The organism is Streptomyces sp. S4.7, assembly GCF_010384365.1.
In the GTDB taxonomy this organism is placed as follows: Bacteria; Actinomycetota; Actinomycetes; order Streptomycetales; family Streptomycetaceae; genus Streptomyces.
On record NZ_CP048397.1, the window covers coordinates 3,303,683 to 3,324,134 of the forward strand.

Below are 20,452 nucleotides of genomic sequence, written 5' to 3' on the forward strand. Positions count from 1 at the left end.
CGGTCCGACGGGCCGGAGTCTGGTCCAGACCAAAGCCTTGACAGGGTGGCGCTTCACTTCTTAGATCGAAGAGGTGAAGCGCTTTCTGTCGTTTCCCGATCCACCTGTCTGTCATATGCATGACAGTCTCCCACTCAGGAAGGGATCGTCACATGCTCACCAGGACGCGTCTCGCACAAGGCCCGTTCCGCCTCTTCCTCCTGCTCGCCGTCCTCCTCGGACTGGCGGCCGTACCCGCCATCGGTCCCGCGGCGTCGGCGGCGGCGCCCGCGGCGAAGAGGTCGGCGACGCGACGTTCTCCGTACGGCCGGCGCCGGACGCCGTCCAGGCGGACGTCGTACGGCTGATCGACGCGGGCCCGGTCGCGGACGCGCGCACGAGCGCCGAGGGCGCGGGGCACGCCGAGGCGGTCGTACGCCTCCGGGCCCCGGCACGCGCTCCGGCGGGCTCGCGCGGCGGGCTCCGCGGGAGCCGTTGGGCCGACACCACACGTGCGCCGCTGCTCCGAGCCGCGTCGAACGCCCGCGGCAGGGCACCCTGAGGTCAAGCAGCACGGCGGAACTGCCGCAGGCAGATCGTCACAGGGCCGCACGCACCCCCGCGACCGCTGTGACCGCCGCCGCGACCCTGCGACCGCCCGACACGAACACCGGACACGAACACCGAACGGGGAGTCGAGAGTGCCCAAGTCCCGCCCGGCACACGCCTGGTGGCACCCGTATCCACCGCGCGCCAAGCGTCCACCGCGCGACGCCCGCCGCTTCGCCCGCGCGCTCCGGCGCACCCCGATCGCGCTGTGGCGGGACGACGCCACCGACTGGGCCGCCGCCCTCACGTACTACACCGTCCTCGCGATCATCCCGGCGCTCCTGGTCACCGTGGCCGCCATCGGTCTCGCGGGCACCGACGCGGCGGGCGAACTGGCCGACCAGATCACCTCCCTGGTCCCGGCCCAGTCCCGGCATCTGATCAGCGAGGCGCTCAACCAGATGACCCGCCAGCGCACCGCGGCCTGGCTGCTGACGATCTTCGGCACGGTCGGCGCGCTCTGGTCCTCCTCCAGCTATCTGGGCGTCTTCCGGCGGGCGCTGCACCGTATGCACGGCGCGGTCGACCACCGCCCGCCGTGGCGCAAGGCCCCGCGCATCGTGATCGCGGCGTGCGCGCTGCTCGCGCTCCTCGTCACGAGCGCGTTCACGCTGGTGCTGACGGGCGACGCGGTCCACCGGATCGGACCGCTGCTGGGCGTCGGGAGCACGGCGACCGTGCTGTGGACCGTGCTGAAGTGGCCGCTGCTGCTGGCGCTCGCGGCTGTCCTCGTCCTCATCGTGTTCCGTACGGGCCCGCCCGGCACCCGCCATCTGCGGAGCTCGCTGCCCGGCGGGGTGCTCGCGGTGCTGCTGTGGCTGCTGATGTCGGCGGGGTTCGCGCTGTACGCGGCCCACTCGGGTACGTACAGCCGGCTCTACGGCTCGCTCGCGGGCAGCATCGTCTTTCTCGTCTGGCTGTGGCTGTCGAACCTGTCGCTGGTGGCCGGCGCCCAGTTCAACGCGGAGCTGGCCGCCGGGGACAGGGCTCTAAGCTCTCCCTCCATGTCCGTTCACGACGCCCTCCGCAGCCGCTGGCTGCGCACCCTCGACGCGGTCCGGGACGGGGAAAGCGCCCCCGGCCCGCTCCCCGATCCCCTCCCCTACGCCGAAAACCTCATGGCCCGCTGGGCCGAGCCCCAGCGCCGGTACCACAACACCGACCACCTCCTGGCCGTCCTGGACCACATCGACACCCTCGCCGTGTACGCGGCCGACCCCGAAGCCGTACGCCTGGCGGCCTGGTTCCACGACGCCGTCTACCGGCCCGACCGCTCGGAGAACGAGGAGCGCAGCGCCGTCCTCGCGGTCCGCGCGCTCACCGAGGCGGGCGTACGGCCCGACGTCACGGACGAGGTCGCCCGCCTCGTGCGCCTCACCGTCACCCACGATCCGGCGCCCGGCGACACCAACGGCGAGGTGCTGTGTGACGCGGATCTCGCGATCCTCGCGTCGGGGCCGGAGGCGTACGAGGCGTACACACGCGCCGTGCGGGAGGAGTACGGCTTCGTCCCGGACGACGCGTTCCGGGCGGGCCGGGCGGCCGTACTGCGCCAACTCCTCGACCTGGAGAGGCTGTTCCGCACGCCGCACGGCGCGGAGCTCTGGGAGGGACGGGCCCGTCTGAACCTCACGGCCGAGCTGGAGACGCTCACCCGCTGACCGGCCCGGTCAGGAATCACGGAGCGGGGGCCGGTGGTTGTACGTGCCATGCCTGACTCCGCTCCCGTCGCGCCCAGCCGCGCCCGCATGCCACTCGCCGTGTACATACTCGGGCTCTCCGTCTTCGCCCTCGGGACCAGTGAGTTCATGCTGTCCGGGCTGCTGCCGCCGATCGCCGAGGACATGGATGTCAGCATCCCGAAGGCCGGTCTGCTGATATCCGCCTTCGCGATCGGCATGGTGGTCGGCGCCCCGCTGCTCGCCGTGGCGACGCTGCGGCTGCCGCGCCGTACGACACTCATCGCGCTGATCTCCGTCTTCGGCCTCGGCCAGGTCGCGGGCGCGATCGCGCCCAACTACGAGGTGCTGTTCGTCTCACGTGTCGTCAGCGCGTTCGCGTGCGCGGGCTTCTGGGCGGTCGGCGCGGCGGTCGCCATCGCGATGGTGCCGCAGACCTCGCGTGCCCGCGCGATGGCCGTGATGATCGGCGGGCTGTCGATCGCGAACGTGCTCGGGGTGCCGGCCGGGGCGTTCCTCGGTACGCATCTGGGCTGGCGTTCCGCGTTCTGGGCGGTCGGCGCGGCGTCCGCCGTCGCGCTGGTCGGTGTCGCGACGCTGATCCCGCGCATCCCGCTGCCGGAGCGGAAGCCGGAACTCCGGCGTGAGCTGCTGATCTACCGCGACCGCCAGGTCTGGCTCGCGATCGCCATCACGGCGCTCGCGGCGGGCGGGGTCTTCTGCGCGTTCTCCTATCTGGCCCCGCTGCTGACGGACGTGGCCGGTCTGGACGAGGGCTGGGTCCCCACGGTGCTCGCGCTGTTCGGCGTCGGCGCGCTGATCGGCACGGTGATCGGCGGCAGGGTCGCGGACGCGCACCTCTTCGGGGTGCTGCTGAGTGGCGTGGTGGCGTCGACGGTGTTCCTGGCCGCGCTGGCACTCCTGGCGTCGAGCGCGGCGGCGGTGGTGGCGCTGTCGCTGCTGCTCGGATTCTCGGCGTTCTTCACGGCACCGGCGCTGAACGCGCGGATGTTCAACGTGGCGGCGGCGGCCCCGATCCTGGCGGGCGCGACGGCGACGTCGGCGTTCAACCTCGGCAACACGGGCGGCCCGTGGCTCGGCGGCACGGTGATCGACGCGGGGCTCGGCTTCGCCTCGACGGCGTGGGCGGGAGCGGCGATGACCGTGCTGGCGGCGGGCCTGGTGGCGCTGGCGATACGCCACCAGCGGCCGGGCGGCACACGCGTGATCGCGAAGGGCACGGATCGCCCCCACCCGGCGGTTGAGGGCGCCCGGTCACGGCTCGCACCGTGAAGACAACCCCGGCCACCCGAGGCCCGCCCGCCGATCGAAGGCGCCCGGCCACGGCCCGTCCGGCGGTTGAGGGCGCCCGGCAAGCAGGCCCGCCCGGCAACCGCTACCCACGCCACCGCTTCCGCTGCCGCAACCCCGCTCCCGTCAGCCTCCGCACCAGTTCCCGCGAGTCCACCTCCACCGCACCCGCCCGGACGGCGTCCCCGTACCGGTGGGCCGGCACGTCGTAGTGATCGCGCTCGAACGCCCGCGCCGGGCACCCGATCCCCGCCGCGAAGGCGTGCAGTTCCTCGTACGAGACATCACTCACCAGGTGCGACCAGAGCCGCCCGTGCCCCGGCCAGGTCGGCGGATCGATGTACACGGTCACGTCAGCCGGCCCCCAGAACCGCGCCCAGCGACCCGACCGGCGCCACCACCACGGCCGCCTTCCCGCACACCCAGTGCGGATCCGCGCCCAACTCCGGCTCCACCTGCAGCGCGTGCGGCCCGCCCTCCGCCGCCAGTTCCGTGCGGGACTCGCCGCAGACGGGGCACAGCGGCCAGCGGCCGTGCGTCTCCAGGAGGGCGTCCTGTACGTCCTGGGCGATCAGGCCGACGACGAACTCGATCCCCTCCGGCCACTGCTCCACCCACCACCGCCGGTGCGACACGGCGTCTTCCACCAGCGAGACGATCTCGGCCCGCGCGACGTCACCCGCCGCGAGGTCGGCGAGGACCAGGGCGCGTGCGGTGTGCAACGCCTGTTCCAGGGGGTTCATGTCTTCCATGCACCCATTGTCGTACGCTCAAAGCTTCACATCCGTGTGAAGGATCGCCCCGAGGGAGCCATATGCGCATCGGTGAACTGTCGGACCGCACCAGCACCTCCCGGCGCCTCCTGCGCTACTACGAGGAGCAGGGCCTCATCGTCTCCACCCGCTGCGCCAACGGCTACCGCTCCTACGACGAGCCGGCCGTCGACCGGGTCGTACAGGTCCGGGGGCTGCTCGACGCCGGCCTGCCGACCCGGATCATCAAGCAGATCCTCCCGTGTCTCGACAAGCCGCGGGTCATCCACTTCCCGGACGCGACCCCGGAGATGCTGGCGACCCTCGAAGTGGAACGGGACCGGATGACACACCGGATCGACTGCCTGACCCGCAACAGGGACGCGGTGGAGGAGTACCTGGCGACGGTCCGCGAGACGGCCGCGCCCGTCGCGCCGAGCGCGCCCGTCGCCTGAGAACGACCCTAGCCGCCCCCTTGACGCACCCCCCGCCTGAAATTATCTTTCAGACGTGACCAGTGACGTGAAGGAAATTTACAGCGGCGGCGCCCCTCCGGCCCCCGCCGCCCTCGCGGCCAAGGTGCGTACGCTCGCGCCCTCCATGACCCGCTCCATGCAGCGCGTCGCCGAAGCCGTGGCCGCCGACCCCGCGCGGACCGCCGCGCTCACCGTCACCGGGCTCGCCGAACTCACCGGTACGAGCGAGGCCACCGTCGTCAGGACGGCCCGTCTCCTCGGCTACCCCGGCTACCGCGATCTGCGTCTCGCCCTCGCCGGCCTCGCCGCCCACCAGGAGTCCGGCGCGGCCCCGGCGGTCACCGCCGACATCGCCGTCGACGACCCGATCGCCGATGTCGTCGCCAAGCTCGCCTACGACGAGCAGCAGACGCTCGCCGACACGGCGGCCGGGCTCGACACCGTGCAGCTCGGCGCGGTCGTCACGGCCGCCGCGAACGCGCGGCGTATCGACATATACGGCGTCGGCGCGAGCGGTCTCGTCGGCATGGACCTCGCGCAGAAGCTCCTGCGCATCGGTCTGATAGCCCACGCGCACAGCGATCCGCACCTCGCGGTCACCAACGCCGTCCAGCTCCGGCCGGGCGACGTGGCCATAGCGATCACGCACTCCGGCTCCACCGGGGACGTCATCGAGCCGCTGCGCGTCGCCTTCGACCGGGGCGCGACGACGGTCGCGATCACGGGCCGCCCGGACGGCGCGGTGTCGCAGTACGCGGACCACGTCCTCACCACGTCCACGGCCCGCGAGAGCGAGCTGCGGCCTGCCGCGATGTCCAGCAGGACGAGTCAGCTCCTGGTCGTGGACTGTCTGTTCGTGGGGGTCGCCCAGCGGACGTACGAGACGGCCGCACCCGCGCTCGCGGCGTCCTACGAGGCGCTGGCGCACCGCCACTCACCGCGCTCGCGCTGATCCGGGACCCGCACACCCGCCGATCGCCGGCCGCCGCGCCGCCGAACGCACACCTGCCGGTCACAGACCCGCGACCGCACACCGCAGTCGCACACCCGCGCGCCGCTGAACCGGCGCGCACCGCTCGACCGCTCGACCGCGTCACCAAAAAAACGGGGCTTCCTCAGGTTTCTGCCAGCTCGCCAGAAAGAGCCGCTTCTCCATGACCTCCATGCCCACCGATGCCTCATCGACGTCCGGCGCCGGTAGTTCCGCCTCCAGCCCCGCTTCCAGCTCCTCCGCCGGTTCCTCCTCCTACGGCGAGCTCCGCGCCGAACTCGCGACCCTCACCACCGAGGCGTTCCGACCCGAACTCGCCGACATCGACCGCCGTTCGACGGAGGACATCGCCCGCGTCATGAACGGCGAGGACCAGACCGTCCCCGCCGCGGTCGCCGCGCAGCTCCCCCGTATCGCCGCCGCCATCGACGCCGCCGCCGAGCGGATGGCCCGGGGCGGCAGGCTGATCTACTCGGGGGCGGGCACGGCCGGCCGTCTCGGCATCCTGGACGCCAGTGAGTGCCCTCCCACCTTCAACACGGACCCGTCGGAGGTCGTCGGCCTCATCGCGGGCGGCCCCGGCGCGATGGTCAAATCCGTCGAGGGCGCCGAGGACTCCAAGGAGCTCGCCGCGACGGACCTGGACGAGCTGAAGGTGGGCCCGAACGACACGGTCGTAGGCATCTCGGCGTCCGGCCGCACGCCGTACGCGGTGGGCGCGGTCGAGCACGCCCGCTCGCTCGGCGCGCTCACCGTCGGTCTGTCCTGCAACGCGGACAGCCCGCTCGCCGCCGCCGCCGATCACGGCCTGGAGATCGTCGTGGGCCCCGAACTGCTCACGGGATCAACGCGGTTGAAGGCCGGTACGGCGCAGAAGCTGGTCCTCAACATGATCTCGACGATCACGATGATCCGGCTCGGCAAGACGTACGGGAACCTGATGGTCGACGTCCGCGCGTCCAACGAGAAGCTGCGGGCCCGCTCCCGCCGTATCGTCGCGCTCGCGACGGGCGCGGCGGACGAGGAGATCGAGGCGGCGCTGGCGGCGACCGACGGCGAGGTGAAGAACGCGATCCTCACGATCCTCGGCGCGGTCGACGGCCCCACGGCGGCAAGCCTTCTCGCGGACTCGCACGGTCATCTGCGGGTGGCTCTCCAGGCGTCGAAGGGGGCCGCCGCCGATTCGTAGGATCGTGGCGCCGTGCACGGCCACGCTCCGCTCCCCCGAATCCCCCGCGCCTCCCGCAACTCCCGGTAAGGACGACCGCCCATGACCACCGCCCACCCCACCGACGCCCCTTCGGCCATATCCCGCGCCGAACTGCGCGGTCGCGCGACCGGCGCCGGCGTCATGGCCTTCTTCGGCCTCGGCTGGACGGCGTGCGGTGTCACGGACATGCCGGTGACGGCGGGCCGGGCGGTGTTCGCGTCCGCCGCACTCGTCTCGGTCACCTTCGCGTTCCTGGCCGCCCGCAGGAGCCGCGCGGCGGCGAACGCCCCGACGCACGGCGACCCGACGGCGGACACCAGGAAGAAGGTGGGCGTGCGCTTCGCTCTGGTGGTACTGGCGGAGTGGGTGGCCATCTTCGCGATCGCCCGCGTGCTGGTGGCGACGGACCACACGGAGGCGGTCCCCGCGTTCGTCGCCGTGGTGGTGGGCGTCCACTTCTTCCCGCTGGCCCGCCTGTTCGGCGTCCGCGCGTACCACCTCACCGGCGCGGGGATGTGCGTCTCGGCCCTGACGGCGGCCGTACTGGCGCCACTGACCTCGACCGCCGCCCTGTGGACGGCGCTTCCGGGCTTCGGCTCGGCGGCGGCACTGTACGCGACCTGCGTGCACCTGCTGCGTGTCCGTCGCGACAACGACGGCCAAGGTCCTCGGCCATGACCGAGATCACCGCGCAGGCGTGGCCCGAGCCTCCGATCGCCGGTACGGAGGCAGCAGCCGTCATCGGCGCGCTCCAACGCCGGCGGGCCACCCTGGCCCACGCGCCCTGGCGCTGACATCCGTGTCCACCGGGGCCTTGTGCCCCGGGTGCCGGGCCTGGCTTCATGAACGGCATGAGGACTGCGGCATTGCGTTGGCGGGCTCGGTACAAGAAGCCCTGGATCTACGAGGAGGGAGCCGTCGCGGTCGGCGTCCTGCCGCCGTTGACGGTCCTGTTCTCCTTCGTCGCACCGGCGGTGGCCTTCCTGCTGGGGCTCTGGACCGTCGTCGGACTCGCGATATCGGGACCGGCCTGGGTGCGTACATGGCGGTCGGTGATCGAGGTGCGGGTGGAGACACAAGGCGGGCGGCGGCTGGTGCTGCGGCAGCGGTACGGGCGTACCCGCGCCTGCCCTCTCGACGCGGTGACCGCGTTGCGCCCGCTCCAGGTCGGGCTCGTCTCACCGGCCGTCGTGGACGACGGAGACGACGACGAGTCCTGGGAGACCGACGAGATGGTGCTGCTTCTGGAGGTGGGCGGGGCGTCCCACACCACGTACCAGGCACCGCACATCACCTCGGCCCACATCGCACCGCTGATCGAGGCCCTGCGGCACGCCTGCCCCCACCTCGTCGTGGCCGGGACCGAGTACCGCAGGCGCCACGCGGGCGACGTCGAACGGGGCATGTCCCCCGGCTGAGGGCGCACCGGACCCGCGGCGGAGCCCGGTGCGCCGTACCTGTGGGCCAGGCGGGGCGGCCGGGGCTCTCGGGGCGGCCGGGCCGGGTGTGCGCCGTGGCCGTACCCGCACCGGCCGCCGTGGCGGCGAGCGCGAACGTGGCCGCCGCCGCGCCGCCGAGCACGGCGCGGCGGGTGGGGCGGGAGGAGCCGGGGGGGGGAGTCAGGGACATGGTGTCGGGCCTCCGGGGCTTCGGGGGTACCTGGGGACAGGGACAACTCCGGTGCGCTATGCGCACGTAACGCGCCGCGGCCGGGACCGAGTTCCCGGTGCGGGGGGCAAGCCGGCCCGGCTGTAGCCTCGGCGGCATGTCAGCGAATGATCGGGAGACCATGTCCGCCGAGGTGACGGGGTGGCTGTCGGAGAACTCCGTACCCCTGAGCGGCGGTCTGACCGCCGGCGCGCCCACCGCCGACCTCCAGCCGCTCAAGCGGGTCCTCGACGGCGTCCGGATCGTGGGGCTGGGCGAGTCGACCCACGGCACCCGTGAGTTCTTCCAGCTCAAGCACCGCCTGCTGGAGTACCTGGTCACCGAACTGGGCTTCACCGTCCTCGCCATGGAGGCGAGCGCGTCCGCCGGTCCGGCCGTCGACGCGTACGTACGCGACGGTGTCGGCGACCCCGAACGGGTGCTGACCGGGCTGGGGTTCTGGACCTGGCGGACCGAAGAGGTCCTGGCCGTGATCAAGTGGATCCGCGCCTACAACGACGGGCGTCCGGACGGAGAGAAGGTCCGCTTCGTCGGCATCGACCCGCAGCGGGCGGGGGATTCGCTCGCGGTGCTCGAAGCGTTCCTGACCAGCGTGGCGCCGGACCGGCTGCCCGCCCTGCACTCCGCTCTCGGTGTGCTCGCCACCGCGTATCCGGGCTCGCTCCCCGACCCCGAGCAGAAGCTGATGCACGAGGCCACGAGGCTGCTGGAGTACGTACGCGGCTACGACGATCCCGGCACCCCCGCCGGGGCCGTGGCGGTACGGCACGCCCGCAACCTGGTCAGGGCCGCCGATCTGGTGACGCGCAACGCCCAGCACCCGGACCCGGAACGGACCGTCCAGGCCGCACGCGACCGGTACATGGCGGAGGCCATCGAGGACGTCCTGGACGCGGACCCGGCCGCCAAGGTGGTGCTCTGGGGCCACAACGGCCACGTCGCGAAGGGCATCAGCTCCGGCGGCGGCGCCCGGCCGCTCGGACTGCATCTGCGCGAGCGGTACGGCGACGCGTACTACGCCTTCGGGCTCCTCTTCGGTTCGGGCTCCTTCCGTGCCCACCGCATCTGGCCGGGCCCCTGGAGCGGCGTCGGCGGGCTGACGGGCCGGTCCGCCGAGGGCAACCCCATCGGCGCGGCCCCGGCGACCACCGTGGAGGCCCAACTGGCCGCCGCCACACCGCGGGACCATCTGCTGGACCTGCGCCCCGCCGGCGCGGGGGACGCGCCGCGCGCCGTACGGGAGTGGGTCGAGGCCACGCACGGGACACGGACCTTCGGCGCGCTGGTGACGCGCTGGTTCTACCGCCGCGACATCACCCCGGTCCGGCTGTCGGACGCGTACGACGGCCTGGCCTACGTCGCCGTCTCGACGGACTCCCGCCCGATCCCGCAGCACCGGCCGCAGAGCCGGGGAACCGGTGTGGAGTAGGGCCGCAAGGCCCGTACCGTTCCCTCGCCGGCCGGGATCACCCGCACCGACAACTCCGTACACACCATCGCGGCCGACCACGGGACTGCCGCCGCCGCTCTCGTATCGGCCGTCCTCGGCCATCTCGCGTACGTCACGTACCTCGCCGTCGCCCACAGCCCGTCGGCGATCTTCGGCGCGACGACCCGAAGCTCAAGTCCCGTGCTCCGAGTCCTCTTTCCACAGGGAATGGGAGGAGGTCCTCCCTACCTACCCCACCGGGCGGCTCACCGGCCCCAACTGAGCCGCACACCAAGAGGGATGACTTTTAGTGATCGGCTTGCAACGCGGCGTGTCGACGGTCTAGCGTTCCGGATAGCGAACATAGGACGGCCCCCGCCAGGTGCTACCAACACCTGCGAGGGCCTCGCCCACAGATCGACCCACTTAGAAAGCGATCCGATGGCTGAGCCACAGCTTAGTGCTGCCGCGCGCACCGCGCACATGACTTCGCCCACCACTCACCCCTTGGCGAACCCCGGCTACGGCAAGCGTTCGACGCCCGGCCAACAGCCCGCCGCCCCCGGCGACTTCGCGCATCTGCCCGACCGCGAGGCGGCGATCGCGCTCTACCTCGACCGGCTGCCGGACGGCGCGGACATCTCGGTCAAGACGCTGGCGACAATCCTCCCGTACGGCCAGTGCGCGCTCCGCACGGCGCTCCGGTGCCTGCGCCGCACGGGCCATCTGCGTATCGGCCGGGAGCATGTACGGGGCTCCGGGAGCGCGCGGTGGGTGACGCGTACGTGGTTCTCCCGTACCCCCCGCGGCAACGCGTGGTGGGCGGCGTTCGCGGCAGGCAACGCGCCGTCACTGCGGGAAGAGCCCGCCGCGCGTCCCACTCGCTCACGCGCGTACATCCTGCTGGCGGCCCTGAGACGCGCCGCACCCGCCCTCGCGCTCTCCGCGAGGGACTGCGCGGCGCTGGAACCGCTGGCGGCGGAGTGGTTCGCGCGGGAGGCGACGGAGCAAGACCTGCTGCGCGAACTGACGTCGGGCCTGCCACCCGAGGTCCACTGCTCGGCGGCCTTCACGCGCGCCCGCCTGATCTCAAAGCTCCCGCCGGAACCGGTCCGCCTCCCGAAACCGGCGCTCCGCGTCCTCGAATGCGCGAAGTGCGGCGCACCGGCCCGCCCCGAAGCGCTCGCCTTCGGCGAATGCGCCACTTGCCGTGGCGAACCCGTCCCCGTACGCCAGGCGAACCGCGCTCCGCTGCCACCGCAAAGAGTCCGCGCATTGGCCGCCGATGCCCGCGCGGCGACGTCCCGTCCACCGGAGAGGACTCACGAATGACCGTTCAGCCCACCCGTGCCAGAAGCAGGGCACGATGTACGGGAGGAGGCGACGCCATGACCCCCAGCACCGCTGATCACGCCCAGATGTCCGTCAAGGAGTTCGAGCAGATCGCTCACCACACCCCTGAGACGGTGACGCTCGAATTCATCAATGGGAAGTTGGAGGTCAAGCACGTGCCGGACGGGGCTCACGACGAGATCATCATGTGGGTCGCCGACCAATGCATGCAGTCCAGGGCGGAACTCCGGCTGTACCGCGAGCGCGGGCTCAAGGTCGAGACGTACCGCAATGGTCGAGCCCGTCCTGATGGAGCCCTCGCGCCGCGCGGGCACTTCGCCAACCACGGCGAGTGGTCCGATCCGGGCGGCGTGCTCATGGTCACCGAAGTGACCTCGTACGACGGCGACACCCACAGCCGCGACCGCAAGGAAAAGCGCGACGGCTACGCGGCAGCCGACATCCCCGTCTACCTCCTCATCGACCGCGACTCCAACGAGCTTGTCGTCTACACGGACCCGCGAAACGGCGCATACAAGGCCCGTCGCTCGCACCCGTTCGGCGCCACCGTCACGCTCCCCGACCCCGTCGCCATCACCCTCGACACCGACGAGCTGAAGAACTACATCAGTTGAACGCCCCGAGGGCGGCACCCCCTCTCGGGGGTGCCGCCCTCGGTTCGTACAACTGCGTGCGTGCTACGCCATGAACCGCCGACCCGTCAGGATCAGAAGTCCATGTCACCGCCCGGCATGCCGCCCGGCGCGCCGCCGGCGGCGGCCTTCTCCGGCTTGTCGGCGATGACGGCCTCGGTGGTGAGGAACAGCGCGGCGATGGACGCCGCGTTCTGCAGCGCGGAGCGCGTGACCTTCGCGGGGTCGATGATGCCCTCGGCGATCATGTCCACGTACTCGCCGGTCGCGGCGTTCAGGCCGTGACCGATCTTGAGGTTGCGGACCTTCTCGACGATGACGCCACCCTCAAGACCCGCGTTGACCGCGATCTGCTTGAGCGGGGCCTCCAGCGCGAGCTTGACGGCAGCGGCGCCCGTCGCCTCGTCGCCTTCGAGCTCCAGCTTCTCGAACACCGAGGAAGCCTGGAGCAGAGCCACACCACCACCGGCGACGATGCCCTCCTCGACGGCGGCCTTGGCGTTGCGCACCGCGTCCTCGATGCGGTGCTTGCGCTCCTTGAGCTCGACCTCGGTCGCGGCGCCGGCCTTGATGACGGCCACGCCGCCGGCCAGCTTCGCGAGGCGCTCCTGGAGCTTCTCGCGGTCGTAGTCCGAGTCCGAGTTCTCGATCTCGGCGCGGATCTGGTTCACGCGACCGGCGACCTGCTCGCTGTCACCGGCACCGTCGACGATGGTGGTCTCGTCCTTGGTGATGACGACCTTGCGGGCGCGGCCCAGCAGGTCGAGACCGGCGTTCTCCAGCTTGAGGCCGACCTCCTCGGAGATGACCGTGCCGCCCGTGAGGATGGCGATGTCGTTCAGCATCGCCTTGCGGCGGTCACCGAAGCCCGGGGCCTTGACGGCGACGGACTTGAAGGTGCCCTTGATCTTGTTGACGACGAGGGTGGAGAGCGCCTCGCCCTCGACGTCCTCGGCGATGATCAGCAGTGGCTTGCCCGACTGGATGACCTTCTCCAGGAGCGGCAGAACGTCCTTGACGCTGCCGATCTTGGAGTTGACGATCAGGATGTACGGGTCGTCGAGCGACGCCTCCATACGCTCCATGTCGGTGGCGAAGTACGCCGAGATGTAGCCCTTGTCGAAGCGCATGCCCTCGGTGAGCTCGAGCTCGAGACCGAAGGTCTGCGACTCCTCGACGGTGATGACGCCTTCCTTGCCGACCTTGTCCATCGCCTCGGCGATGAGCTCGCCGATCTGGGTGTCGGCGGCGGAGATGGAGGCCGTCGAAGCGATCTGCTCCTTGGTCTCCACGTCCTTGGCCTGCTCGAGAAGCGCACCGGAGACGGCCTCGATGGCCTTCTCGATACCGCGCTTGAGGGCCATCGGGTTGGCGCCGGCGGCCACGTTGCGCAGGCCCTCGCGGACCAGGGCCTGGGCCAGGACGGTCGCGGTGGTCGTACCGTCACCGGCGACGTCGTCCGTCTTCTTGGCGACTTCCTTGACCAGCTCGGCGCCGATCTTCTCGTACGGGTCCTCGAGCTCGATCTCCTTGGCGATGGAGACACCATCGTTGGTGATCGTGGGGGCGCCCCACTTCTTCTCGAGGACGACGTTTCGGCCCTTGGGGCCAAGGGTGACCTTGACGGCGTCGGCGAGCTGGTTCATCCCGCGCTCGAGACCGCGCCGTGCCTCCTCGTCGAACGCGATGATCTTGGCCATGTGAAGTGGTCCTCCCGGACAGGGGGTGGATTGCTCCGGACCGTGTCCGCGCCCGCGACGGACGGCCTGAGAGCCCTGCGGTTCCTTGCCCCACAGGCTCTCGGGCCTCGCTGACCCGGTCCATAAGTTGTCACTCTCACCTACAGAGTGCTAACGCCAATGATTAGCACTCGACCCCCGAGAGTGCAAGCGACTCCCGAGTGACCGCGGAGCCGTGCAGGACCCGCGCACGCCTCGCGCACGCCCCCCGCGCGCACGCAAGAGGGGCCCGTATCCCCTGCCGGGATACGGGCCCCTCGTGCGTGAGTGAGTGCGTCGTTGGCCGATCGCGCCGGGATCAGACGGCGAGCTTGACCATGTCCGCCTGCGGACCCTTCTGGCCCTGCGAGATCTCGAACTCAACTCGCTGACCTTCTTCAAGGGTGCGGTAGCCGTCCATCTGGATCGCGCTGTAGTGGACGAAAACATCCGCACCACCGTCGACCGCGATGAAGCCGTAGCCCTTCTCCGCGTTGAACCACTTGACGGTGCCCTGAGCCATGCCCAACTCCCCTATTACTGGCCCCTCCGCGGGACCGCACTTCGCGCCGGAACGCGTCGACCGCGGCTGAATGTATCTGCCCAACTGCCCTCTGCAACAGGTCAATCGGACGAGAATTATGGGCATGGCCGAACACGCAAAGGGGTGAATTGCCGGGCCACCAGGGGCAAGTCGGGCCGGGCAAAGCGTAAGGAACCGCGCAAACAGCGTCCACACTTTGACCGCATCTTGTCGCGAACTCATATGCTCGTGGCACAGGCGGCAGCGGGGCTACCCCAACTGTACCGCGTTCAACCTCATGGAATTACCCCCTCCGTTTCTCTCGCGGAGGGGGCAACACCGTTCACCGTGCGTGCCGTTCAGCCGCCGGCGACCGCCGGGATGATCGAGATCCCGGCACCGTCCGGGGTGACGGTCTCCAGGCCCTGCTCGAAGCGGACGTCGTCGTCGTTCACGTACACGTTGACGAAGCGCCGGAGCTTGCCCTGGTCGTCCAGGACGCGGGCGGCGATACCCGGGTGGTTGGTCTCCAGGGACTCGATGACCTGGGAGAGGGTCGTGCCCTCGGCCGCGACCTCGGCCTTCCCGCCGGTGTACGTACGGAGGATGGTGGGGATACGGACGTTCACGCTCATCGGTTTCTGCCTTCCGGGAAGTAGCGGGTTGGTGAGGTGCTCAACGCGCCAGACCGGCCGAGCGGAACGCGTCGAGGCTCGGCGGGATCGTCGCGGTCGGCCCCGTCGTCGGCGCGACCGCGTCCAGCGTCTTGAGCCCGTCACCGGTGTTCAGCACGACCGTCGTGAGCGCCGGGTCGAGCAGACCCGCCTCGATGAGCTTGCGCGTCACGCCCACGGTCACCCCGCCCGCGGTCTCGGCGAAGATCCCCTCGGTCCGCGCGAGCAGCTTGATCGCGTCGACGACCTGCTCGTCGTTCACGTCCTCCACGGCGCCGCCCGTGCGGCGGGCGATGTCCAGGACGTAAGGGCCGTCGGCCGGGTTGCCGATCGCCAGCGACTTGGCGATGGTGTTCGGCTTCTGCGGCCGTACGACGTCGTGGCCGGCCTTGAACGCGACGGACACCGGCGAACAGCCCTCGGCCTGCGCGCCGAAGATCTTGTACGGCTTGTCCTCGACCAGGCCGAGCGCGATCAGCTCCTTGAGCCCCTTGTCGATCTTCGTCAGCTGCGAGCCCGACGCCACGGGGATGACGAGCTGGTCGGGCAGCACCCAGCCGAGCTGCTCGCAGATCTCGTACGCGAGGGTCTTCGAGCCCTCGCCGTAGTACGGGCGGAGGTTGACGTTGACGAAGCCCCAGCCCTCGCCGAGCGGGTCGCCGATGAGCTCCGAGCAGAAGCGGTTGACGTCGTCGTAGTTGCCCTCGATGCCGACGAGTTCACCGCCGTAGACGGCGGCCATGACGACCTTGCCCTGCTCCAGGTCGTGCGGGATGAACACGCAGGAGCGGAAGCCCGCGCGGGCCGCGGCGGCGCCGACGGCGCCCGCGAGATTGCCGGTGGAGGAGCAGGAGAGCGTGGTGAAGCCGAAGGCGCGCGCCGCCTCGACGGCGATGGCGACGACCCGGTCCTTGAAGGAGTGCGTCGGGTTGCCGGAGTCGTCCTTCACGTACAGGCCGCCGGTCACACCCAGCTCACGGGCGAGGTTGTCGGCCTTGACGAGCTTGGTGAAGCCGGGGTTGATGTTCGGCTTCGACGCCACGTCGGCGGGGACGGGCAGCAGCGGGGCGTAGCGCCAGATGTTGTCGGGGCCCGCGGCGATGCGCTTCTTCAGCTCCTCGGGATCGCCCGTCGGCAGGTCGTAGGCCACTTCGAGGGGGCCGAAACAGCTCTGACAGGCGAAGATCGGGCCGAGTTCGAAGCGTTCACCGCATTCGCGGCACGAGAGGGCGGCGGCGGGTCCGAGGTCCACGGTGCCGGCGTCGGATGCTGCTGATCCGGCGGCAGTGGTGGCGTCGTTGGTGTTGGAGACGGTCTGCACAGCCATGAAGGCGAGGGCCCTTTCCTCATCTTCCTCGCGACGCATCTCGCCGCGAGACGGAATTGGCACCTTCCCCACCGTGACCTCGCGGTCGGCGGGAGGGTTGCCGGGGCTTCAACGGGCCGTTCCCTCTGCCCCTCTGGATGAGCGGTATTCGATTGTCAGCCTGATGACCCCCGACGTGCGACGGTCATCCGCGTTGTTCAAGACTGTAACCGAACCCCTGGACGGTTGAAGGCCTCGTCCGATCCGCGAGATGGAGATCACGTGCTGGAAGAGGTGGAGCGCTGGCTGGCCCGGCGGTCCTGGTCCGCGGCGGACCGGCCGCCCGGTCTGCTGGCCGCGGCGAAGCAGGGTACGCAGGTCAGCGTGGTGCTCCCGGCCCTGAACGAGGAGGCGACGGTCGGCCGGATCGTCTCGGTGATCCGGCGCGAACTGATGTCGGGCCCGGCGCCGCTCGTCGACGAGCTGGTGGTGATCGACTCGGGTTCGACCGACCGTACGGGGGAGGTCGCCGCGGCGGCCGGGGCACGGGTGGTGCACCGGGACGACATCCTGCCGAGGCTGCCGGCCGTGCCGGGCAAGGGCGAGGTGCTGTGGCGCTCGCTGCTGGTGACGAGCGGCGACATCGTCTGTTTCGTGGACGCGGACCTGAAGGACTTCTCGGCGGATTTCGTGACGGGGACCGTGGGGCCGCTGCTGACCGAGCCGGACGTGCTGCTCGTGAAGGCGATGTACGACCGCCCGCTCGGCGACGAGCCGGGGCAGGGCGGCCGGGTGACGGAGCTGGTCGCGCGCCCGCTGCTGAATCTGCACTGGCCGCTGCTCGCGGGGTTCGTGCAGCCGCTGGGCGGCGAGTACGCGGTACGGCGCTCGCTGCTGGAGCGGCTGCCGTTCCCGGTCGGTTACGGGGTGGAGCTGGGGCTGCTCGTGGACGCGCTGCACACGGTGGGGCTGGACGCGCTGGGCCAGGTCGATGTCGGGGTGCGCAGGCACCGGCACCAGGACGGGCAGGCGCTGGGGCGGATGGCGGCGGCGATCTACCGGACGGCGCAGCTACGGCTGTCGCGGGGGCATCTGGTGCGGCCGGCGCTGACGCAGTTCGAGCGGGGCGAGGGCGGCTTCGAGCCGCGTACGCACGCGGTGGACACGCAGGAGCGGCCGCCGATGCGGGAGATCGCGGAGTACGCGGAGCGGCGCGCGGCGTAGGCGCGCCGCGAGGGCCCGGCGTGGGCGCGTGGCTCAGGCGCGCGCGTGGGGCTCACCGGGCCCGCCCGGCGGCAGGCTTCACCGCGTGGCATTACCGGTCCGTTCGTATGATTTGCGTATATTGCCCGGTATGGCGATGACTGCGGTGACCCTGACCACGGAACAGCTCTGGCTGCTGGGCGGCGTGGCCCTCGCCCTCGTCGCCGCCGGGGTGGTGGCGCTCGCGGCGAGCCGGGGCCGGGGGCGTGGCTGATCCTCACCGACCTGAATCCGTACGTTTGAGCGTTTGTGCGACGGGCTAGATTTCGGCACATGGTCTCCGAGCAAGCCGCCCAGGTCCTCGTCGCGTCCAATCGCGGCCCCGTCTCGTACACACTCGGCGAGAACGGCGAGCTGACCTCCGGGCGCGGTGGCGGCGGTCTCGTCTCGGGTCTGTCGGCCATCGGGCCGGACACGAACGCGGTGTGGGTGTGCGCGGCCCTCGGTGACGGCGACCGCGAGGCCGTACGGCGCACCGGCGGCCGGCTGGACACCGCCGACACGGGCGGGCAGCGGGTCAGGATGCTCGGCATCCCGCCGGAGGTATACGCGGACGCGTACAACGGCGTCGCGAACTCCACGCTCTGGTTCGTCCACCACCTGCTCTACCAGACACCGCTGGAGCCGGCCTTCGGCTCGGACTTCCGGGCGCAGTGGGCCTCCTACGAGGCGTACAACCGCGCGTTCGCGGAGGCCCTGGCCGACGAGGCGGGCGACGGCGCGGCCGTACTGATCCAGGACTACCACCTGGCCCTGGTGCCCGGCATGCTCCGGGCGCTCCGGCCCGATCTGCGGATCGGGCACTTCTCGCACACGCCGTGGGCCCCGGTCGACTACTTCCGGCTGCTGCCCGACGACATCGCGCGCCAGCTGCTGCGCGGCATCCTCGGCGCCGACCGGGCCGCGTTCCTGACCCGCCGCTGGGCCGACGCGTTCACCGCGTGCTGCGAGGAGCTGCTGGGCGGGACGGGGAAGACACGGATCGGCGTGCACGGCCTGGGCGCCGACGCGGACTTCCTGCGCGAGCGTGCGAACCGGCCCGACGTCGACGAGCGGCTGGCCGAGCTGCGGGAGCAGATCGGCGGCTCGGACGGGGCGCCGCGCAAGACGATCGTGCGGGTGGACCGTACGGAGCTGTCGAAGAACATCGTGCGCGGGATGCTCGCCTACCGGCAGCTGCTGGCTGACCGTCCGGAGTGGCGCGAGCGGGTCACGCATGTGGCGTTCGCCTACCCGTCCCGGCAGGACCTGGCGGTCTACCGCGACTACACGGCCCGGGTCCAGGAGGTGGCCGACGAGATCAACTCCGCCTATGGCACGCCCGGTTGGACGCCGGTGGTGCTGCACGTCAAGGACGACTTCGCGCGCTCGCTCGCCGCGTACCGCCTCGCGGACGTGGCCCTGGTCAACCCGATCCGCGACGGCATGAACCTGGTCGCGAAGGAGATCCCGGTCGTCTCGGAGGAGGGCTGCGCCCTGGTGCTGTCGCGCGAGGCGGGCGCCTACGAGGAGCTGGGCGACGACGCGCTGGTGGTCAACCCGTACGACGTGTCGGCCACGGCGGCGGCCCTGCACGAGGCCCTGACGATGGACGACGACGACCGCACGGCGCGTACGAAGCGCCTGGCCGCCGCCGCGACGGCACTGCCGCCGCAGCGGTGGTTCCTGGACCAGCTGGAGGCGCTGCGGAACGGCTGAGCGCCTACCAGTCGACGGGCCGGTAGTCCTTGAGCAGTAAGTACGCCGTGGACGGGGCTGCCCGCCTGCCCCTGCACGATCGGGTGGTAGATCCGCGCCGCGCCGTCCACGATGTCCAGCGGCGGGCGCCAGCCGGTGGCGGCGTGCCGCTCCCTGGCGGGCAGCGGTTTCTCGTCGGTGACCCAGCCGGTGTCGACGCTGCACACGTGGATGCCGCGCTCGGCCAGCTCACCGGCGCTGGTGCGGGTGAGCATGTTGAGGGCGGCCTTGGCCATGTTGGTGTGCGGGTGACCGCTCGTCTTCCTGTGGACCGCGAACTGCCCCTCGACGGCCGTCACGTTGAGCAGATAGCGCCGCGCGTGGGGTGAGGACTCCAGCAGGGGCGGCAGCCGGTCGGCGAGCAGGAACGGGGCCACCGCGTTGACCAGTTGGACCTCCAGCAGCTCCGCCGGGTCGATGCCGCCGAGCCGGGCGGTCCAGGAGTTCTCGGCGGCGGTCTCGGTCAGCAGCCCCGCCTCGTCCACGGTCGCGAGCACGGAACCGTCGCTCTCGGGTGTGCCGGTGTTACGGGGCACGAGCCCGGCGGCCCAGGACCGGCCCGCCACCCCGGTGTTCACGGCGCCGGGGACGCCGAAGCCCGGGGCGGTCCACACGGCGGGGGCCTTGGCGGCCGGCAGCGCGGTGCGCGCCGGTGCGGCCTCCGCGGCGGCCAGGGCGGAGTAGGCGCGCGGCGAACGGCGCAGCGTCTGGGCCGCGTTGCGGGCACGGCGCCGGACGAGGTTGTCGCGGGCGCAGTCGGGGCCGAGGCGGTGGTAGAAGTGGTGGATCCGGCGGTAGTGGTCCTCGCAGACGTAGCAGCGCTGGGGACGCCCCAACTCGCCGGCGAACTGGTCGTCCCGCACCGGATCCGCACCGGCCGGCGGCGCGTCCGTCGTCCGGTCCGGCGCGCCCATGACGGTGCCGGCCTGGATCCCGGCGTCCGCCGTCGCACGGGCGCCGCGGGTGGCCGACCGGCGTTTGCGCCGCCCGTCCCGGAAGAGTCCACTGGCTGCGCGCTCCAGCCGCTCCCGCCGCGGATCCTCGATCGACAGCTCCCCGCGCCTCGTTCAGCAACTCCAGCGTCGCCCGTATCCGGTCGTCCGTCGGACCGTCCATCAGGTCGTCGTCCATCGAGCCCTCGC

20 protein-coding genes, 2 pseudogenes and 1 riboswitch are annotated in these 20,452 nt (G+C 71.4%); of the genes and pseudogenes, 15 read left to right on the forward strand and 7 right to left on the reverse strand.

Translation table 11 applies throughout. The features are described 5' to 3' along the window. Nucleotides 1-152: 152 nt before the first annotated feature. The 4 genes and pseudogenes from SSPS47_RS14405 (at nucleotide 153) to SSPS47_RS14420 (ending at nucleotide 3,560) form a co-directional block, all read left to right on the forward strand. The gene (locus SSPS47_RS14405) at nucleotides 153-347 is read left to right on the forward strand and encodes a hypothetical protein (protein WP_164251488.1); all 195 of its coding nucleotides are present in this window, start codon (nucleotides 153-155) and stop codon (nucleotides 345-347) included. A gap of 333 nt (nucleotides 348-680) precedes the next feature. Continuing rightward, nucleotides 681-1,550, forward strand: a pseudogene (locus SSPS47_RS14410) (YihY/virulence factor BrkB family protein); the annotation flags it as partial. Between the two features lie 42 nt (nucleotides 1,551-1,592). Beyond that, nucleotides 1,593-2,249 (forward strand): hypothetical protein, encoded by a 657-nt coding sequence (locus SSPS47_RS14415; RefSeq protein ID WP_164254582.1) that lies wholly within the window; start codon nucleotides 1,593-1,595, stop codon nucleotides 2,247-2,249. A gap of 87 nt (nucleotides 2,250-2,336) precedes the next feature. Next, nucleotides 2,337-3,560 carry a Cmx/CmrA family chloramphenicol efflux MFS transporter gene (locus SSPS47_RS14420; RefSeq protein ID WP_164254581.1) on the forward strand — a complete coding sequence of 408 codons (1,224 nt, stop codon included), beginning with the start codon at nucleotides 2,337-2,339 and terminating at the stop codon, nucleotides 3,558-3,560. 103 nt (nucleotides 3,561-3,663) lie between these two features. Here SSPS47_RS14420 and SSPS47_RS14425 read toward each other — a convergent pair whose 3' ends face one another. Both SSPS47_RS14425 and SSPS47_RS14430 read right to left on the reverse strand, forming a co-directional pair. Beyond that, nucleotides 3,664-3,930 (reverse strand): DUF4031 domain-containing protein, encoded by a 267-nt coding sequence (locus SSPS47_RS14425; RefSeq protein ID WP_164251489.1) that lies wholly within the window; start codon nucleotides 3,928-3,930, stop codon nucleotides 3,664-3,666. 1 nt (nucleotide 3,931) lies between these two features. Next, nucleotides 3,932-4,330 carry a hypothetical protein gene (locus tag SSPS47_RS14430; RefSeq protein WP_164251490.1) on the reverse strand — a complete coding sequence of 133 codons (399 nt, stop codon included), beginning with the start codon at nucleotides 4,328-4,330 and terminating at the stop codon, nucleotides 3,932-3,934. Between the two features lie 62 nt (nucleotides 4,331-4,392). On the opposite strand from SSPS47_RS14430, the gene SSPS47_RS14435 reads away from it, so the two are divergent. From SSPS47_RS14435 to SSPS47_RS14470, 8 genes are all read left to right on the forward strand, one after another. After that, nucleotides 4,393-4,785: a MerR family transcriptional regulator gene (locus tag SSPS47_RS14435; RefSeq protein ID WP_147876693.1), complete on the forward strand. Its 393-nt coding sequence runs from the start codon at nucleotides 4,393-4,395 to the stop codon at nucleotides 4,783-4,785. Between the two features lie 55 nt (nucleotides 4,786-4,840). Next, nucleotides 4,841-5,758: a MurR/RpiR family transcriptional regulator gene (locus SSPS47_RS14440; protein ID WP_147876692.1), complete on the forward strand. Its 918-nt coding sequence runs from the start codon at nucleotides 4,841-4,843 to the stop codon at nucleotides 5,756-5,758. A 211-nt stretch (nucleotides 5,759-5,969) separates the two neighbouring features. After that, complete coding sequence (gene murQ, locus SSPS47_RS14445; protein ID WP_239065264.1) at nucleotides 5,970-6,986, forward strand: N-acetylmuramic acid 6-phosphate etherase; 1,017 nt, start codon at nucleotides 5,970-5,972, stop codon at nucleotides 6,984-6,986. An 81-nt stretch (nucleotides 6,987-7,067) separates the two neighbouring features. Further along, a complete protein-coding gene (locus SSPS47_RS14450; RefSeq protein ID WP_164251492.1) occupies nucleotides 7,068-7,685 on the forward strand; it encodes a hypothetical protein in 618 nt (205 codons plus the stop codon). 173 nt (nucleotides 7,686-7,858) lie between these two features. Continuing rightward, entirely contained in the window at nucleotides 7,859-8,425 is a 567-nt protein-coding gene (locus SSPS47_RS14455) for a hypothetical protein (RefSeq protein WP_164251493.1), read from the forward strand. 347 nt (nucleotides 8,426-8,772) lie between these two features. Continuing rightward, nucleotides 8,773-10,104, forward strand: a complete 1,332-nt coding sequence (locus SSPS47_RS14460) for an erythromycin esterase family protein (RefSeq protein WP_239064912.1) — start codon at nucleotides 8,773-8,775, stop codon at nucleotides 10,102-10,104. 507 nt (nucleotides 10,105-10,611) lie between these two features. Next, the gene (locus SSPS47_RS14465; protein WP_164251494.1) at nucleotides 10,612-11,436 is read left to right on the forward strand and encodes a hypothetical protein; all 825 of its coding nucleotides are present in this window, start codon (nucleotides 10,612-10,614) and stop codon (nucleotides 11,434-11,436) included. Between the two features lie 56 nt (nucleotides 11,437-11,492). Then, entirely contained in the window at nucleotides 11,493-12,071 is a 579-nt protein-coding gene (locus SSPS47_RS14470; RefSeq protein WP_164251495.1) for a Uma2 family endonuclease, read from the forward strand. 92 nt (nucleotides 12,072-12,163) lie between these two features. Here the strand turns inward: SSPS47_RS14470 and groL are convergent, their stop codons facing one another. From groL to thrC, 4 genes are all read right to left on the reverse strand, one after another. After that, the gene (gene groL, locus SSPS47_RS14475) at nucleotides 12,164-13,789 is read right to left on the reverse strand and encodes a chaperonin GroEL (protein ID WP_147876687.1); all 1,626 of its coding nucleotides are present in this window, start codon (nucleotides 13,787-13,789) and stop codon (nucleotides 12,164-12,166) included. A 337-nt stretch (nucleotides 13,790-14,126) separates the two neighbouring features. Further along, complete coding sequence (locus SSPS47_RS14480; protein ID WP_005315736.1) at nucleotides 14,127-14,330, reverse strand: cold-shock protein; 204 nt, start codon at nucleotides 14,328-14,330, stop codon at nucleotides 14,127-14,129. Between the two features lie 359 nt (nucleotides 14,331-14,689). Next, a complete protein-coding gene (locus tag SSPS47_RS14485) occupies nucleotides 14,690-14,965 on the reverse strand; it encodes a ubiquitin-like small modifier protein 1 (protein WP_164251496.1) in 276 nt (91 codons plus the stop codon). A 40-nt stretch (nucleotides 14,966-15,005) separates the two neighbouring features. Further along, on the reverse strand, nucleotides 15,006-16,331 hold the full coding sequence (gene thrC / locus SSPS47_RS14490; protein ID WP_147876685.1) for a threonine synthase: 1,326 nt from the start codon (nucleotides 16,329-16,331) through the stop codon (nucleotides 15,006-15,008). Nucleotides 16,332-16,347: 16 nt separating this feature from the next. Further along, nucleotides 16,348-16,475: riboswitch (SAM riboswitch) on the reverse strand. Nucleotides 16,476-16,592: 117 nt separating this feature from the next. Here thrC and SSPS47_RS14495 point away from each other — a divergent pair. The 3 genes from SSPS47_RS14495 (at nucleotide 16,593) to SSPS47_RS14500 (ending at nucleotide 19,271) form a co-directional block, all read left to right on the forward strand. Continuing rightward, nucleotides 16,593-17,534, forward strand: a complete 942-nt coding sequence (locus SSPS47_RS14495) for a glucosyl-3-phosphoglycerate synthase (RefSeq protein ID WP_164251497.1) — start codon at nucleotides 16,593-16,595, stop codon at nucleotides 17,532-17,534. A gap of 130 nt (nucleotides 17,535-17,664) precedes the next feature. Further along, nucleotides 17,665-17,787, forward strand: a complete 123-nt coding sequence (locus SSPS47_RS35975) for a hypothetical protein (protein WP_275405148.1) — start codon at nucleotides 17,665-17,667, stop codon at nucleotides 17,785-17,787. A gap of 59 nt (nucleotides 17,788-17,846) precedes the next feature. Continuing rightward, entirely contained in the window at nucleotides 17,847-19,271 is a 1,425-nt protein-coding gene (locus SSPS47_RS14500) for a trehalose-6-phosphate synthase (protein ID WP_147876683.1), read from the forward strand. A gap of 236 nt (nucleotides 19,272-19,507) precedes the next feature. Here the strand turns inward: SSPS47_RS14500 and SSPS47_RS14505 are convergent. After that, nucleotides 19,508-20,224 (reverse strand): annotated as a pseudogene (locus SSPS47_RS14505) (hypothetical protein); the annotation flags it as partial. Between the last annotated feature and the right edge of the window lie 228 nt (nucleotides 20,225-20,452).